Annotated in this window: 10 protein-coding genes and 1 tRNA gene; 3 read left to right on the top strand and 8 right to left on the bottom strand. The window is 72.2% G+C overall.

All coding sequences use genetic code 11. The features are described from left to right. Positions 1 to 107 precede the first annotated feature (107 nt). On the top strand, positions 108 to 1,832 hold the full coding sequence (locus tag OG607_RS39000) for a hypothetical protein (RefSeq protein WP_405734035.1): 1,725 nt from the start codon (positions 108 to 110) through the stop codon (positions 1,830 to 1,832). Positions 1,833 to 1,935: 103 nt separating this feature from the next. Here OG607_RS39000 and OG607_RS38995 read toward each other — a convergent pair whose 3' ends face one another. The 4 genes from OG607_RS38995 to OG607_RS38980 all read right to left on the bottom strand — a co-directional run bounded on the left by OG607_RS38995 (position 1,936) and on the right by OG607_RS38980 (position 6,413). After that, positions 1,936 to 2,505, bottom strand: coding sequence for an HIT family protein (locus OG607_RS38995; protein WP_405734033.1), 570 nt, complete (start codon positions 2,503 to 2,505; stop codon positions 1,936 to 1,938). Between the two features lie 59 nt (positions 2,506 to 2,564). After that, positions 2,565 to 4,547 (bottom strand): threonine--tRNA ligase, encoded by a 1,983-nt coding sequence (thrS, locus tag OG607_RS38990; protein WP_405734031.1) that lies wholly within the window; start codon positions 4,545 to 4,547, stop codon positions 2,565 to 2,567. Between the two features lie 106 nt (positions 4,548 to 4,653). Beyond that, complete coding sequence (locus OG607_RS38985) at positions 4,654 to 5,853, bottom strand: hypothetical protein (protein WP_405734029.1); 1,200 nt, start codon at positions 5,851 to 5,853, stop codon at positions 4,654 to 4,656. Beyond that, entirely contained in the window at positions 5,850 to 6,413 is a 564-nt protein-coding gene (locus OG607_RS38980) for a DUF4365 domain-containing protein (RefSeq protein ID WP_405734027.1), read from the bottom strand. Before OG607_RS38980 ends, OG607_RS38985 begins: the two co-directional genes overlap by 4 nt. Positions 6,414 to 6,619: 206 nt before the next feature. On the opposite strand from OG607_RS38980, the gene OG607_RS38975 reads away from it, so the two are divergent. Then, entirely contained in the window at positions 6,620 to 7,366 is a 747-nt protein-coding gene (locus OG607_RS38975) for an exonuclease domain-containing protein (RefSeq protein WP_405734025.1), read from the top strand. A 61-nt stretch (positions 7,367 to 7,427) separates the two neighbouring features. Here OG607_RS38975 and OG607_RS38970 read toward each other — a convergent pair. Next, positions 7,428 to 7,499: transfer RNA gene (locus tag OG607_RS38970), tRNA-Val, on the bottom strand. Positions 7,500 to 7,537: 38 nt separating this feature from the next. Then, complete coding sequence (locus OG607_RS38965; protein ID WP_405737352.1) at positions 7,538 to 8,035, bottom strand: SRPBCC family protein; 498 nt, start codon at positions 8,033 to 8,035, stop codon at positions 7,538 to 7,540. A 90-nt stretch (positions 8,036 to 8,125) separates the two neighbouring features. On the opposite strand from OG607_RS38965, the gene OG607_RS38960 reads away from it, so the two are divergent. Further along, positions 8,126 to 10,474, top strand: coding sequence for an SCO7613 C-terminal domain-containing membrane protein (locus OG607_RS38960; RefSeq protein ID WP_405734023.1), 2,349 nt, complete (start codon positions 8,126 to 8,128; stop codon positions 10,472 to 10,474). A 619-nt stretch (positions 10,475 to 11,093) separates the two neighbouring features. Here the strand turns inward: OG607_RS38960 and OG607_RS38955 are convergent. Next, positions 11,094 to 12,065 carry a LacI family DNA-binding transcriptional regulator gene (locus OG607_RS38955; RefSeq protein ID WP_405734021.1) on the bottom strand — a complete coding sequence of 324 codons (972 nt, stop codon included), beginning with the start codon at positions 12,063 to 12,065 and terminating at the stop codon, positions 11,094 to 11,096. Between the two features lie 11 nt (positions 12,066 to 12,076). Beyond that, positions 12,077 to 14,821: a Tat pathway signal sequence domain protein gene (locus OG607_RS38950; RefSeq protein WP_405734019.1), complete on the bottom strand. Its 2,745-nt coding sequence runs from the start codon at positions 14,819 to 14,821 to the stop codon at positions 12,077 to 12,079. Between the last annotated feature and the right edge of the window lie 65 nt (positions 14,822 to 14,886).

Genomic DNA, 14,886 nt, shown 5'->3' with positions numbered 1-14,886 from the left:
ATACGCTGTGTGGGCGATCAGGAGCGGATCGCGAGCAGATCGGAAAGTGTGCCGTTTCCCCCGGCGGGGAATGGGCCGGGGGACAACTCGCCTGTCGGCGTGCATGGATGGGGGCGGTAGTGTCACTCTCAGGGTTCGCCAGCTCGGAATTCGACTTCCTGACGCCCGGGGCCCAGGTCCCGCTGAGCGGCGCGGACGGGCAGACCGCCGCGACCCAGGCGCTCGCGTCCGCCGCGTACCGCGACGAGAAGGACCAGACGGTCGAGAAGTTCGTCGCCCTCGACGCGGACAAGCCGGAGGCCGACCGGACCGCGGCCACCGTCACCACGTTCAGCAAGGGCAAGCTCACCCTCTTCCAGCCCCGGCTCGGTGAAGCCTTCGCCCGGGCCGTGCAGTTGCGGATGCTGGGCGGCGGGCGCAACGAGATCATCCAGTCCTTCGGCGCCGAGCCGCAGACCGTCGTCGAGCACTGCCTCGCCGCCAACCGCATACGCCAGGAACGCGACGCCCGGCTCACCGTCGTCGCCGCGATCTTCGGACTCCTCTTCCTGCCCGGCGTCCTGATCTGGCTCGGCGCCTTCCAGCTGCGTGCCCTCATCGCCAAGCAGGACAGCAAGGGCAACCGGGCGGGCATGCTGGGCTCGGCCATCCTGCTGGTCGTCGGCTTCCTCGCGGTCCTGTTCGTCGTCAGGCCGCCCCTGCACGGCTTCCTGGCGCAGTACCTGCGGTTCATGATGATCGCCCCGATCCTCGGCTGGTTCTGGGCCAAGCGCATCTGCCTGAAGACCGCCGCCGACCTCCGCGACCGCTGGGCCGGCCTGGTCTCCGGCTCCGGCGTCGGCGCCAAGATCCCCGAGGCCGTGCCCCGCAACCCCAACGAGACCCGCGCCGAGCAGCTGCGCCAGAACCTCGCCAAGCTCTCCCAGGAGCAGCAGAGCAACGTCGTCTTCTACGCCGGGCCCAAGGGAATACTGGGCATGGGCACCCGCTGGGGCAGCTGGCAGCTGGCCGAGGAGCTCACCCCGCGCGAGGGCATGGCCGAGATCCACGGCTTCCGCAGCTGGGACGTCATCAAGGCCATCCACGGCCGCCTGCGCGAGCTGGAGCGCGGCCCCCTGCACACCGGCGGCTTCCCCAAGGCCTCCATACGGCACTGGGTGGTCGCCCCCATCGGCCCCGGCGCGAAAAAGGTCGTCCGGCCCACCGGCGCGGACGTCGAGGGCTACACCGTCAAGGACTTCGAGATACAGCGGATCTGCAACGAGCAGCAGTTCGGCAAGGGCAACCGCCACTATCTGGGCATCCAGTTCACCCTCTGGGACGGCCAGCTCGTCATAACCCTCCTGGTCACCGTCACCGTCCTCGCCAGCACCCTGCGCGTCGAGGTCACCGGGCACGCCCTCGGTCCCGTCGATCCCATGTTCACCAGCCCGCCCGACCCCAAGGAAAAGGAAATCCCCAAGACCGTCCGCTTCTGGGAGACCAGGAAGGTCGCCCTCCCCCTGCTCGAGACCGACGAGATCGTCCGCGTCTCGGTCCGCGCGCCCTTCAGCTGGTATCCCCCGCTCCTGGACTGGCTCGGCGGCAAACTCGTCCTCCCCGAGCCCTTCGGCCTCCGCCACACCTGGGCCGACAAGCCCTGGAAGCACCGCTTCATGGCCGACGACGCGCTGCGCGCCGCCACGCCCGTGCTGCGCGCCGTGCACGCCGCCGCCATCCAGGTCATGCAGGACAACGGCGTCGACACCGAGAAGTTCACCGGCCGTTCCGGCCTGCTCAGCAACCTCGTCCAGGGCCACGACCCGGGACGGGCCGACATGTACGACGCGTAACGCTCCGCGGGGAGGCCGATCGTGATCTGCGGGTCCTGGTCGGCCGGTCGCGCAGTTCCCCGCGCCCCCAGGGCCTGTCCGGCGGATCAGGGTCGGACAGGCCCTAGCGGTGCTGGGGAGCGGGCCAGGTGTCGGCGAGCATCTTGCGGGTGTCGGCAAGGAGCTGGGGGAGGACTTTGGTGTGTCCGACGACGGGCATGAAGTTGGTGTCCCCACCCCAACGGGGCACGACGTGCTGGTGGAGATGTGCGGCGATCCCCGCGCCGGCGGCGAGGCCCTGGTTCATCCCGATGTTGAACCCGTGCGCGCCGGACGCGGCGCGCAGCGCAGCCATCGCCTGCTTGGTGAGCTCGGCCAGCTCGGCCGTCTCGGCCTCGTCCAGGTCCGTGTAGTCCGCGACATGGCGGTACGGGACCACCATGAGGTGGCCGCCGTTGTAGGGGTACAGATTCAGGACGGCGTAGACGCTCTCGCCGCGCACGACGACCAGGCCGTCCTCATCGCTCTTCGCCGGAATCGTGCAGAACGGACAGCCGTCCTCGGCCCCCGGACCGCTCGGCTTGTTCTCCCCCTGGATGTACGCCATCCGATGGGGCGTCCACAGGCGCTGAAAGGCGTCCGGGGACCCGACTCCGATCTGCTGCTCCGGCTCAGTCGTCATGCGTGCCAGCATATTCTCCTGGGCCGGGCAGGAGCCGGGCGGGGAGGAAGTGCCCCTCCCCGCCCGCCGCCTCAGACCTGCACGCGCCGCTCGACGGCGTCGACGATCTCCTGGAGCGCGAGCTCACGCGGAACGCCGTTCTTCTGGGAGCCGTCCCGGTAGCGGAAGCTGACCGCTCCGGCCGCCACGTCGTCGTCCCCGACGATGATCATGAAGGGGACCTTGTTCTTCTGGGCGTTGCGGATCTTCTTCTGCATGCGGTCCGAGGACGCGTCGACCTCGACGCGCAGCCCCTTCGCCTTCGCCTCGGCGGCGAAGTCCTGCAGGTAGGACACATGCGCGTCACCGATCGGGATGCCGGTCGCCTGCACGGGGGCGAGCCACACCGGGAAGGCGCCCGCGTAGTGCTCCAGCAGGACCGCGAAGAACCGCTCGATACTGCCGAACAGCGCCCGGTGGATCATGACGGGACGCTGCTTGGAGCCGTCGGCCGAGGTGTACTCCAGCTCGAAGCGCTTGGGCTGCTGGAAGTCGACCTGAATGGTCGACATCTGCCAGGACCGGCCGATGGCATCGCGCACCTGGACCGAGATCTTCGGCCCGTAGTACGCGGCGCCGCCCGGGTCGGGGACCAGCGGGAGTCCCTGCTTCTCGGCGGCCTGGCGGAGCGCGTCGGTGGCCTCCTCCCACTCCTCGTCCTCGCCGATGAACTTCGGGGAGTCGTCGCGGGTGGACAGCTCCAGCTCGAACTCGCTGAGGCCGTAGTCGCGCAGCAGGTCGAGGACGAAGGTGAGCAGGGAGTCCAGCTCGCCCGCCATCTGCTCCTTGGTGCAGTAGATGTGCGAGTCGTCCTGGGTGAAGCCGCGGGCGCGGGTGAGGCCGTGCACCACGCCGGACTTCTCGTAGCGGTAGACCGTGCCGAACTCGAAGAGCCGCATCGGCAGCTCGCGGTAGGAGCGGCCGCGGGCGTCGAAGATCAGGTTGTGCATGGGGCAGTTCATCGCCTTGAGGCGGTAGTTCTGCCCGTCGAACTCCAGGGGCGGGAACATCGCCTCGCCGTAGTTCGGCAGGTGCCCCGAGGTGACGAAGAGCTCTTCCTTCGAGATGTGCGGGGTGTTGACGAACTCGTAGCCCGCGTCCTGGTGGCGCAGGCGCGAGTAGTTCTCCATCTCGCGGCGGATGATGCCGCCCTTGGGGTGGAAGACCGCGAGGCCGGAGCCCAGCGCCTCGGGGATGGAGAACAGGTCCAGCTCGCTGCCGAGCTTGCGGTGGTCTCGCTTCTCGGCCTCGACGAGAAAGTCCAGGTGGGCCTTGAGCTCTTCCCTGGTCGGCCAGGCGGTGCCGTAGATGCGCTGCAGCATCGGGTTCTTCTCGCTGCCGCGCCAGTACGCGCCGGCGGACCGCATCAGCTTGAAGGCCGGGATGTTGCGGGTGGTGGGCAGGTGCGGACCCCGGCAGAGGTCCTTCCAGCACAGCTCGTCGGTCTTCGCGTCGATGTTGTCGTAGATGGTCAGCTCGCCCGCGCCGACCTCTGCCGACGCGCCCTCGGCGGCGTCGCCGGCGGAGCCCTTGAGGCCGATGAGCTCCAGCTTGTACGGCTCGGCGGCCAGCTCCTCACGGGCGGCCTCGTCGGTCACGACACGCCGGGAGAAGCGCTGGCCGCGCTTCTGGATCTCCTGCATCTTCTTCTCGATGCGCTTGAGGTCGTCCGGGTGGAAGGGCTTCTCGACGTCGAAGTCGTAGTAGAAGCCGTCCTTGATCGGCGGGCCGATGCCGAGCTTGGCCTCGGGGAACAGCTCCTGGACGGCCTGGGCCATGACGTGCGCGGTGGAGTGGCGCAGGATGTCGAGGCCGTCCTTGCTGGTGATCTCGACCGGCTCGACCTCGTCGCCGTCGGCGACGGCGTACGCGAGGTCCTTGAGCTGACCGGCGACGCGGGCGGCGACGACGGCGCGGTCGCCGTCGAAGAGCTCACCGGCGGTCGTACCCGTCGTGACCACGCGCTCTTCCCGCTCATCGGAATCGCGTTTGATGATCACACGGACGTCTGACACCGGTTCTCTCCTGACGTATGCACTGCTGTGTTCGCACCGGACGGTGCACCACGGCTGAATCGTACCGACCCGGCCGAGTGCCACGCGAAGCGATAAGCATTGGCCGTCAGCCGCCGCAGGCGTCCTCGAAGGTCTCGATGCCGCCCTGGAGGGATTTGAGCAGGCGGTCTCGCTCGGCCTCGTCGACGTGGACCGGGGTGATGGAGGTGGGCCGGGTGATCCGGCGGAAGCCGCTGCGGGCGTCGAGGTGGCCGCTGACGCGGACGGGGAGGCCGACGAGGTGGGCGTGGGCGGCGATGCGGTAGGCGTCGCCGTCGAGGTGGACGCGGACCTGGCGGACGTCGGCGCCGGCGAGCACCCGCAGCCGGATGGTGCCGCCGCCGGAGGGGCGGGGGCGGCGCAGGCGGACCACGGTGCCGGTGACCCGGACGGGGAGGGAGGGCTCCTCGCGTACGTAACGGTGACTGGCGGCCTCCAGGGCCGGGAGGTCGCCAGGTGAGAACTCGACGGGCTCGGGTCGGGCCGCGAAGCCGGCCGGCGGTCCGGCGGCGGGCGACCAGGCGATGGCGACGGCCGTTCCCTCGGCTCCGCGCACCAGGCGGATCAGCGACTCGGTGAGCTCGTGGCAGACGCCGAGGCCGACGGCGTTGTCGAACGCTTCCATGCCGCCGGTCGTGCGCTGGTAGTCCACGGCGTCGCGGGTCGCCTGCAACGCGCGTAGCAGGGTCGTCACGACCGCCCGGTCGCCGTGCAGTGGCGCGTACGCGGTGAGGAGGTGGCCGCCGGGCGAGGGGCCGACGAGGACCTGCTCCAGGAAGGCGGCGGCGAAGCGGCCGTGCCGTTCGCCGTAGTAGCCGGCGGGGCCGCGTTCGGCGCGGGCGGCGGCCATGAGCATGGCGCGGGCGGCGGAGCGGAGCTGTCCGGCGGCGGGCCAGGGGACGGCGTCGGCGACGCGGGGCATGTCGCGGATCCAGCGGATCTCGTCGCCGGGGACGGTGAGGGCGGTGAGTACGTCGCGCGCGGAGGGCGCGCCGCTGCGGGCGAGGGCGGTGAGGGCCTCGGCCAGGAGATCGGTGTGGTCGGCGTACTGGCCGCCCCGCTGCCGCTCGGGCACCAGCAGGCTGGTGCCGGCGTCCCCCGGCGGGGTCCAGCGGGTGTAGCGGCCGGGAGCGCCGCCGCGTCGCTGCCAGCCGTGCCGGGCGAGCAGCGCGGTGAGGACCGCGGGGTCGACCCGCTCCGGGGCGGGCAGCGCGAAGTCGCCCGCCGAGGGGTCCGGCCGGTGAAGTGGGCTGAGCCGGTCCGTCATGGCTTCCCTCCCGCCCCGACCCGCGTCATGATCTCGCAGAGCGCGCGGTCGTCGAATATCCGCGCGGTGGGTATCCGCACGGTCGTCCTGTTCCGGCCGGTCACCGGGTGTCCGGCCAGGTTGATCCAGTAGCAGCAGTGCCGCAGTTCGAGGCGGTCGTGGCTGGCGCGCAGCCACTCCTCGGGCGTGCGGGGCACGAGCATCACGACCAGGATCTTGTGAACCGACACCGGTGTCCGGGCCAGTTTCACCAGGTGTTCGTTGTCGAGGGTGAAGGCGAAGGTGGGTCCCGGTGGTCTCGGGGCCACCTGGTAGGTGCACTTGAGCTGGACCTTTATGGTCACCTCGTCATCGATGGCATGGCCGCCGCCGCGTGCGCTGTGGCTGATGTGCCAGTCGATGCCGTAGTCCGGGAAGGGCTGGGCGAGCGAGCAGCCCGCCGCGGCCGCTACAGCATGCAGATACCCCACCTGAAGTGTCTCCATGCAACTGGTGGTGGCGAGCGCCCCGCGCAAAGGCGCAGGAGACAGCCCGCCCGGCTCGGGCTGCGTGATCGCCATTGCTCTTCGTACCTTCCCCGTTGTGGCCCGCTGTGGTCCGCTGTGGCTCAATGTGCGTTCTTGTGTCCCCGTGTCTCTTGCGTCATCCCCGCCAGCTGTGTACCGTAAACCGTTTTGGTTCAGTGACGGCATGTCACGGGTACGTACTGAGAAGGGCGGTGTCCGCCGGCCTCCTCAATCCCCCTTCACCTGTACGGGAGTACGCCATGCCGCGCTGGTACGACGGGCCGTTGGCCGCCTTCGACACGGAGACCACCGGAGTTGACGTGGAGTCGGACCGCATAGTCTCGGCCGCCCTGGTCGTTCAGGACGGCCCCGGAACCCAACCGCGTGCCGAGCAGTGGCTGGTGGACCCGGGCGTCCCGGTCCCGGACGCCGCTCGCGCCGTGCACGGTCTGTCCGACGCCTACCTGCGGCAGCACGGCAGGCGGCCGGGACCGGTGGTGGAGGAGCTGGCCAGGGCGCTGGGCGCACAGGCGGCGGCCGGGATCCCACTGGTGATCATGAACGCGCCGTTCGACCTCACCCTGCTCGACCGGGAGTTGCGGCGCCATCGCGGTACGACGCTGGCCGCCCACCTGGTGCGGGCACCGCTGTATGTCATCGACCCCCGGGTCCTGGACAAGCACCTGGACCGCTACCGCAAGGGCCGCCGGACCCTGAGCGACCTGTGCGCCCACTACGGCGTGCCGCTGACCGACGCCCATGACGCGGCCGCCGACGCGGCAGCCTCGCTGGCCCTGGTCCGGGCGGTGGGGCTGCGCTTCGAGGGCCGGGTGGGCGCGATGCCCCCGGCCGAGCTGCACACGCGGCAGGCGGTGTGGCACGCGGCCCAGGCGCGGGGCCTGCAGACCTGGTTCTCGCGCAACGGTACGGACGAGAGCGTGGACCCGGCGTGGCCGCTGCGGCGGGAGCCGGTGCCGGTTCCGGTGCCGGACGAGCCGGCGGCGTGACGCACCCATGGCATACGTGAGAGGCCGGTCCGTCGGTGACGGACCGGCCTCTCACGATCTGTGGGCGATACTGGGATCGAACCAGTGACCCCTTCGGTGTGAACGAAGTGCTCTCCCGCTGAGCTAATCGCCCGGGACGACCTGAACAATACAGGGCACGGGGCGGTGCGTTCAAACGCCATTGCCGCCACCGTTGCCGCCACCGTTGCCGCCGTCATCGCCGCAGCCGTCGAGCCGGGACCGCAGCCCGCGGCGCCCCTCGCGCATCATCAGCGCGTGGTTGGCACGGAACAGCGGCCTGCAGGGGACGGCCAGGCGGCGCATCAGGGGCTTGTTGACGATCACGTCCTCCTCGAAGAGCAGGTGGGTGCCCCCGCCGCCGTTCTCCCGGATCGTCCAGCGGACCCAGCCTTCGAGGTCCCCGTACATGGCCACTTCGAGGACCCCGGCCCGTGGGTCCTGGCGGGTGGCGTGGGCGGTGACATAGAGGTCGTACGGCAGCGCCGACCGGAAGCGCAGGGTGCCGGTGGTGTCGCCGGTGCGGCGGACCTCGCGGACCTGGGGCCACCAGGAGGGGTACTCGTCCGGGCGCTCCAGGACGCGGTAGACGGCGGCGGGCGCGGCTGTGACATCCCAGGAGCTGCGGAAGCGGTAACGGCACCAGTCCATGGGCCAAGTGTCCATCGGAAGTGGGTACTCAGGCGGGATCTGAGTACCAGGCCCCATGTGACGCGGCATGTCCCGCGCCACACTCCGGTCATGGAAACCATGCCACCGCCACCGGACCGCTGCCCCGCCTGCGGGTGGGCCCTGACCGGCCCCGGGGCCGCCGCCGTGTGCCCGCGCTGCGCGCTGCCGCTCACCGGTGCGCCGGTGGAGGAGCTGCGGGAGGTCAACCGGGCGCTCCTGGCACTGGACGCCGAGCGCGCACGGCTGCTGGACCGGCGGGGGCGGCTGCTGGCGCTGCTGCGGCCCGCCCCCGCATCCGCGCCCGCCGGCTGGGGGACGCCGGCCGGTCACCGTCCGCCGCGGCGCGAGGCCTCGCCCCGGGCGGCGCAGAATCTGCTGCTGTCGCTGGGCGGCGTGCTGCTCGCGGTCGCGGCGGTCGCCTTCACCCTCGTCAGCTGGGGGCATCTCGGCATCGGCGGCCGGGCCCTCGTGCTGGGCGCGCTCACCGCCGCCGTGGTGGCCGTCCCGGCGCTGCTGGTGCGGCGGGCCCTCAACGCCACCGGCGAGGTCATCGCCTGCCTCGGGCTGGTCCTGCTGCTGCTCGACGCGTACGCGGTCCGGCGGGTCGCCTTCGCGGACACCGACGGGCTTCGGTACGCGGCGGTGTCGATCGGCCTGATCTGCGCCCTCTGGGCGGCGTACGGACGGCTGCCGCTGACCCGGCGGCTCCTCCTGCCCGGTCCCGGGGCGCTGCTGCTGGCGCAACTCCCGCTTCCGCTGCTGGCGCTCGCGTCGGGGTCGGCGTACTGGACGGGCGCGGCGCTGCTGGGGACGGCGGCGCTCGACGCGGCGGTGCGCGGCAGGCTCCGGCTGCTGGCCGCGGTCCTCGGCTCGGTGACCGGGCTCGCCGGTCTGGGCGTGGCGCTGGTGCTATCCCTCGACGCGCACGGCCTCGGTGACGCGGCCCGGGCCTCGGCGCTGCTGCTGGCGGGCGCGGGCATCGCCCTCGCGTCCGGCCTGCGGGCGCCGGGCGGGGCGGTGGCCGGACTGGCCGCGGTGGCCGCGTTCGGCGGGACGGTGCGGGTGGAGGTCGCGGCGGACTGGGCGGTGCCGGGGTATCTGGCGTGCGCGGTCGCGGTGTTGTACGTGGTGCTGGTGGTGCCCCGGCCGTCCATCGAGGGCGTCGCCATCGGGGCCGGGGCGGTGCACGGGCTGGCTCTGCTGTGGGCGCTGCCCGCGCTGGCCGCCGGGGTGTTCGGGCCCTCGGCGGCGCACGGACCGGCTTCGGCCGTCGTGGTTCCGGCGGTGCTGGCCGTCCTGGCGGCCTTCGGCCCGGTGCCGGACCGGCTGCGCACGGCCGCCCACTGCGGGGCCGTGGTCCTGGGGGCGGTCGCGGCCGCCGTACTGCCGGTGGCCTCCGGGCTGCCGTACGTGGTGGCGGTGCTGCTGAGGGTGGCCGTGGTGGCGCTGCTTCTCGTGGCCGCCCAGACGACCGGCGGGCGGGCGATACGCCGGACCGCGCTCGGCAGCGCGGTCGTACTCGCCGCGACCGCCGCGGCCTGGGGGCTCGACGACTGGTCCGTGAGCATGGCCGTGTTCGGCGTCCTGCTCGTGGCCTTCGCCGGCACCGCCGCCGGGCCCGGGGCGGACGCCCGAGCCGTCGGCGGGCCGGCGGCCGTCGCCTGCGCGGCGGGCCTCGCCTGGGTCGGACCCTCGTACGGGGCCGCGTACGCGGTGCTCGGTGTCGCGGCGGCGGCCGTCGGGCTCGCCTTTCTGGTGCGGGCTTTGGCCATGGAATGCGCCGGGTACGTGACGGCACTGCCGGCCGTGGTCATCGCCGCGGCCGACGGCGACCTCCCGGTTCTGGCGCTCGTCCTCGCCCTCGCCGGCGTCCTGGCCGGCGCGGTCGCCCTGCGCGCCGACCGCCGGCCCGCCGCCGGGTATGCCGGCGCCGCGCTCATGGTGGCCGCCACCTGGGTGCGGCTGTCCGCCTCCGACATCACGATGCCCGAGGCCTACACCCTGCCCGTCACCCTCGCCGCCCTCTCCATCGGCCTCCTCCGGCGCCGCCGCGACCCGGCCTCCTCCTCCTGGACCGCCTACGGCGCCGGGCTCCTGGCCACGCTCCTGCCGAGCCTCATCGCCGCCTGGACCGACCCGGACTGGCTCCGGCCCCTCCTCCTGGGCGCCGGCGCCCTCGCCGTCACCCTGACCGGGGCCCGGTACCGGCTGCGGGCACCCCTCGTTCTCGGCGGCTCGGCTCTCGTACTCGACGCGCTCCATGAGCTCGCGCCGTTCGTCGTACAGGCCGTGGGCGCGCTGCCGCGCTGGCTGCCGCTCGCCCTTGCGGGGGTGCTGCTGCTGGCGGTCGGCGCGACGTACGAGCAGCGGTTGCGGGATGTGCGGCGCGTGCGGGACCTGCTGGGGCGCCTCCGGTAAACCGCGCTCCACCCGGACCCGCCGGACAGGCTGGGGCCCCTCTTGTCTGCGTCCCTCGCGGGCGCTGCGCTTGCTTCGGGCCGCTGCGCCGGCCTCCGGCCGTCGGACGGTGGCCGAAGGCGTGCCGATGGCCGTGGTTGCCGGTTCCGTCCTCAAACGCCGGACGGGCTGGGTTGGCCTGGGGGTCGGTGCCACCACCGGGGCCTCTCTCCTCGGCGCTCGCGACTCGGGCACCTTGCTTGTCCGTGCCCGGGATCCTCGCTCGTCGCCTGCGGGAGAACCCCGGCGTGTCCCCTCCCGGCCGGACGGAGAGTCAGCCCGCCCGGGCTTGAGAACCTGTACCCCTACCGGCCGGTGGCCGCCAACCGGCCGAAGGGGACGGTGGAGGGATGCGCCCGGAAGCGACGAGCGAGGATCCCGGGCACGAACAAGGCCGACCCAAGTCGCGAGCGCTGAGGACGCAGTCCCGGCAGGCGGCCCCGACCAGACCACAACAGCAGGCGCACACCGGCCAACCCAGCCCGTCCGGCGCTTGAGGACACGCCCGAAGGGCGTTCAGGGGTCCGGGGGCGAAGCCCCTGGCAGGGCCGGGCGGAGCCCGGGGGCGGAGCCCGGGCCGTCAGCCGGGGCCGCTGCTGCGGCGGATGGTGAGGTGGGGTGGGAAGACGACACGCTCGTGGACGTGGTCGGGGTCGGCCTCCGACAGGAGGAGACGGACGGCGCGGCGGCCCATCAGGAAGGCGGGCTGACGGACCGACGTCAGCGGAACGGCCGCCGCGGCGGCGAATTCGATGTCGTCGTAGCCGACGAGGGCGAGGTCGTCGGGGACTCGGAGGCCGGCCGTGTGGAGGGTCTGGAGGACGCCGAGGGCGATGAGGTCGTTGGCGCAGAAGACGGCGGTGGGGCGGGGCGTGAGCCCGAGGAGGCGGGCGCCGGCGTCGCGGCCGGCGGCGACGTCGAGGCGGGGGACGTCGAGGACGTGGAGGTGGGGGGCGACGGACAGGGCGCCGGTGAGGCGGTCGCGGCACTGGGTCAGATGCAGGGGGCCGTTGACGTAGGCGACGCGGCGGTGGCCCCGGGCCACGAGGTGGCCGACGGCCAGCGCCGCGCCGGCGTGGTCGTCGACGGAGACGGAGCAGGCGGCCTCGCCGGGCCCGGCGAGGCGGTCGACGCAGACGTAGGGGATGCCCTGGCGCCGCAGCGGGGCGAGGCTGAGCCCCGTCGCGTCGACCGGGGTCACCAGGACGCCCCGGACGCGGTGTTCGGCGAACATGCCCGCGTACTCGGCCTCCTCCGCCGCGCTCTGCGCGCTGTGGCAGACCATGACGCCGAGCCCAGCCTCCCTCGCCGCCGCCGAGGCGCCCTTGGCGACGGCGACGAAGAAGGGGTTGGCCAGGTCCAGCACGAGCAGAGCGAGCATGCGGCTGCGCCCGGCCCGCAACTGCCGGGCCGATTCGCTCCGTACGTAGCCGAGCCGCTCGATCGCGGCCAGGACCCGTGAACGCGTGGCGGGGGCCACGCGCTCGGGCCGGTTGAGCACGTTGGACACGGTTCCCACGGACACGCCCGCGTCCTGGGCGACGTCCTTCATGCCCGAAGGGCTCACATCTTGTCGCCGACGAGCGCGAGGTTCTGGATCGCCGCCAGGCCGTACTGGGCGGTGCTGTTGGTGGAGACCCAGGCCGCCTCGCCGCCGGGGACGAGCACGTCCGGGCCCGCCAGAGCGGTGGTCTTCCAGGTGGTGGCGGTCTCGACGTAGCCGTCGCTGTTGTAGAACTTGCTCCAGGCGCGCGCGGCCAGCGTGTCGTCCCCGGTCTGCACGGCGGCGTAGGCGTCGAGCCGCGCGTGGCCCTGGAAGAGCAGCAGGGTGCCGAAGTTGGAGCCGTAGCGGGCGGCCTGCTGGGTCTTGGTGGCGTTGAAGTAGCGGCAGTAGTCGAGCCAGGCGGCCTTGAAGCCGTCGACCTCGACCAGGTCGATGACCTCGGCGCAGATCTCGACGAGGCCGAAGACCGCCGAGAGGTGGGAGACGCCGACCACGGGCGCGGAGGCGATCGCGAAGCGGCCGGTGTCGAGGTCGTAGAGCCCGCTGCCCTGGACGAAGCCGTTGGGCTGGGCGGCGATGGTCTCCATGGTGCCCAGGAGGCGGGCCTTGGCCTTCTCGGCCTTGGGCCCGTTGCGTTCCCATTCGGTTAGCCAGGCGGAGGCGAGGCCGGACCAGTCGGTGCCGAAGCCGATGGAGAGGGCGTGGCGGTCAGGGGTGTAGGGCTCGGTGCGGATCTTGCGGATGGGGTCGAGGACGAGGAAGGTCTCGTCGGAGTCGACGTTGGCGTGCATCAGGTCGCCGACCCGCTCGTCCGCCGTCAGGAAGTAGTAGTAGCGGCGGTAGGTGGTGTTGCTGATGCGCTGCTGCTTGGCGCTGTCCGCGTAGTGCTGTACGCCGTGCCGGGTGCCCAGGCCGGCCCACTGGCCGAGGTGGTAGACGTCGACCTCGCCGGTGTGGCGGGTCATGGCCTCGGCGAAGCGGAAGATGTCGGCGCGGCCGGAGCGCAGGTAGGCGTACCAGAGCCAGAGGTCGGGCGAGAGCTCGGAGTTGTCCCAGGCGTAGCCGCCGACGTCGTAGCACCACTGGTGCCGGGACGGGTCGTAGGTGTGCATGATGTCGCCGTAGTCCCAGAATCCGTACCAGCGGCGCTGTTCGACCTGGTCCTTGTAATACGTGAAGAGGAAGTCGAGGTGGTCCTCGATGGCCGCCTTCGCGGCGGTGGAGCGGTCGACGGGGGTGAAGAGGCCGCCGAAGACCCCGGCGCGGTGCAGGACGGCGGGCGCGGCGGCGAGCTGGGCGGGGGTGCGGACGACGGCGGCCTGTCCGGCGAGCACGGCGGCGGTGGGGGTGGCGGCGTTGGCCCAGAAGTACAGCTCGCTGGTGCGGGCGATGCCGTAGGGGGTGCCGAATTCGGGCTCGTAGTCCTCGTAGGTGATGTTGAGGCCTTCGAGCTGTTCGGCGTACGTGTCCTGGCCCATGCCGTCGTGGTAGAAGCGCAGGTCCATGGGCTGGGCCTCGGGCGACCAGAGCCAGACGGTGACCTCGGCCTCGTCGGTGTGGGCGTCGCGGATGTCGAGCTGGGCCGGGTGCTTCTGCCAGAAGTCGCGCAGGCCGAAGGACAGGCCGCCGCCCGCCCCGCCGACGTAGCCGAATCCGGTGGCGCGGCCGCCGCCTCCGGCGCCGATCCAGCCGTGGCCGGGGGTGGTGCGCTTGCGCAGGGTGAAGCCGTCGGCGGAGAGCTGGCTGAGGGTGTAGTCGCCCCACTGGGGGATGTACTGGAGCCGGGTGGTGACCCGTTGGTCCCAGGTGGCGGGGTCGGCCAGCTTCTCGCCCGCGACCTGGGCGGCGCGGACGGTGGCGCCGGGGTCGCGGCGGAGCCCCGTGATGCCCTGCACGGCCTCGGTGAGGAAGCCGGTCTTCCCGCTGATCGTCTCGCCCGCGAGGCGGACGTGGCGGTCGTACGCGGCGTCGCGCATGGGGACGGTGAAGCGGACGCCCAGGCCCCGGATGAAGTCGCCGGAGTTCTGCCCGGGTTCCTGGGTGCCGTCGTAGGTGATGGTGTGCACCATGCGGAAGGAGTCCGCGCCCGCGTAGAAGTACAGCCTGATGGAGAAGGGGAGCCACTGGCGGCTGCCCTTGCGGTGCTTGCCGTCGATGCGGACCACGGCCCTGACCGGGCCGTCCTGTTCGACGGCCACCTCGCCGATGACGCTCTCGAAGCGCTCCCACTTGTCGCTGCCCTGGTCGCCCTCGCTGATCTCGGGCTGCCTGATGAGGACGAGCCTGCCGTCCTTGGCGATCTCGGTGCCGCCGCGGAGCACGGACTTGATGAGGGTGCTGCCGCTCTTGCCGATCCTGGTGACCACCACTCCGGTGTCCACGTCGATGGTCCCGCCCGCGCGGTCCACGGTGACCGGCTTCGCGGGCGCCTCCGCCACCGATCCGGGCGTGAGGGTGTACTTCGCCGCCGGCCCGGCATCCGGACCGACCGCGTGCGCGGTCCATTTCAGCGTCCCGTCGGGCCAGTAGGCGGTGGGCCAGGTCTGTACGGGGATGTCCGTGCCGTCCTCCGCGGCGAGCGCGAACGCGGTGCCGGCGGCGTACCGGCCCTTGGGCCACGGGACGCCGAAGGTGCTGCCGGGGGCCTGGCCGAGGCCGCCGTCCTCCAGCCAGACCACTTCGGCAGGGGTGTCGTCGGCGGCCGTCGCGGTGGGCGCGTTCGCGCCGAGCGCCCAGCTGAACTGGGTGGCGGCTCCGGCGATCGCGGCCGCCTTGATCACGGTGCGCCTGGGAATCGGGGACATGTTTCTTCCCTTCCTTGACTGCGTAAGAAGACATAAGTCAGGTGCATGACATACACAGGGACGGC

Source organism: Streptomyces sp. NBC_01537, from assembly GCF_045040445.1.
Taxonomy (GTDB): domain Bacteria; phylum Actinomycetota; class Actinomycetes; order Streptomycetales; family Streptomycetaceae; genus Actinacidiphila.
This window is presented reverse-complemented; position numbering and strand designations above follow the sequence as displayed.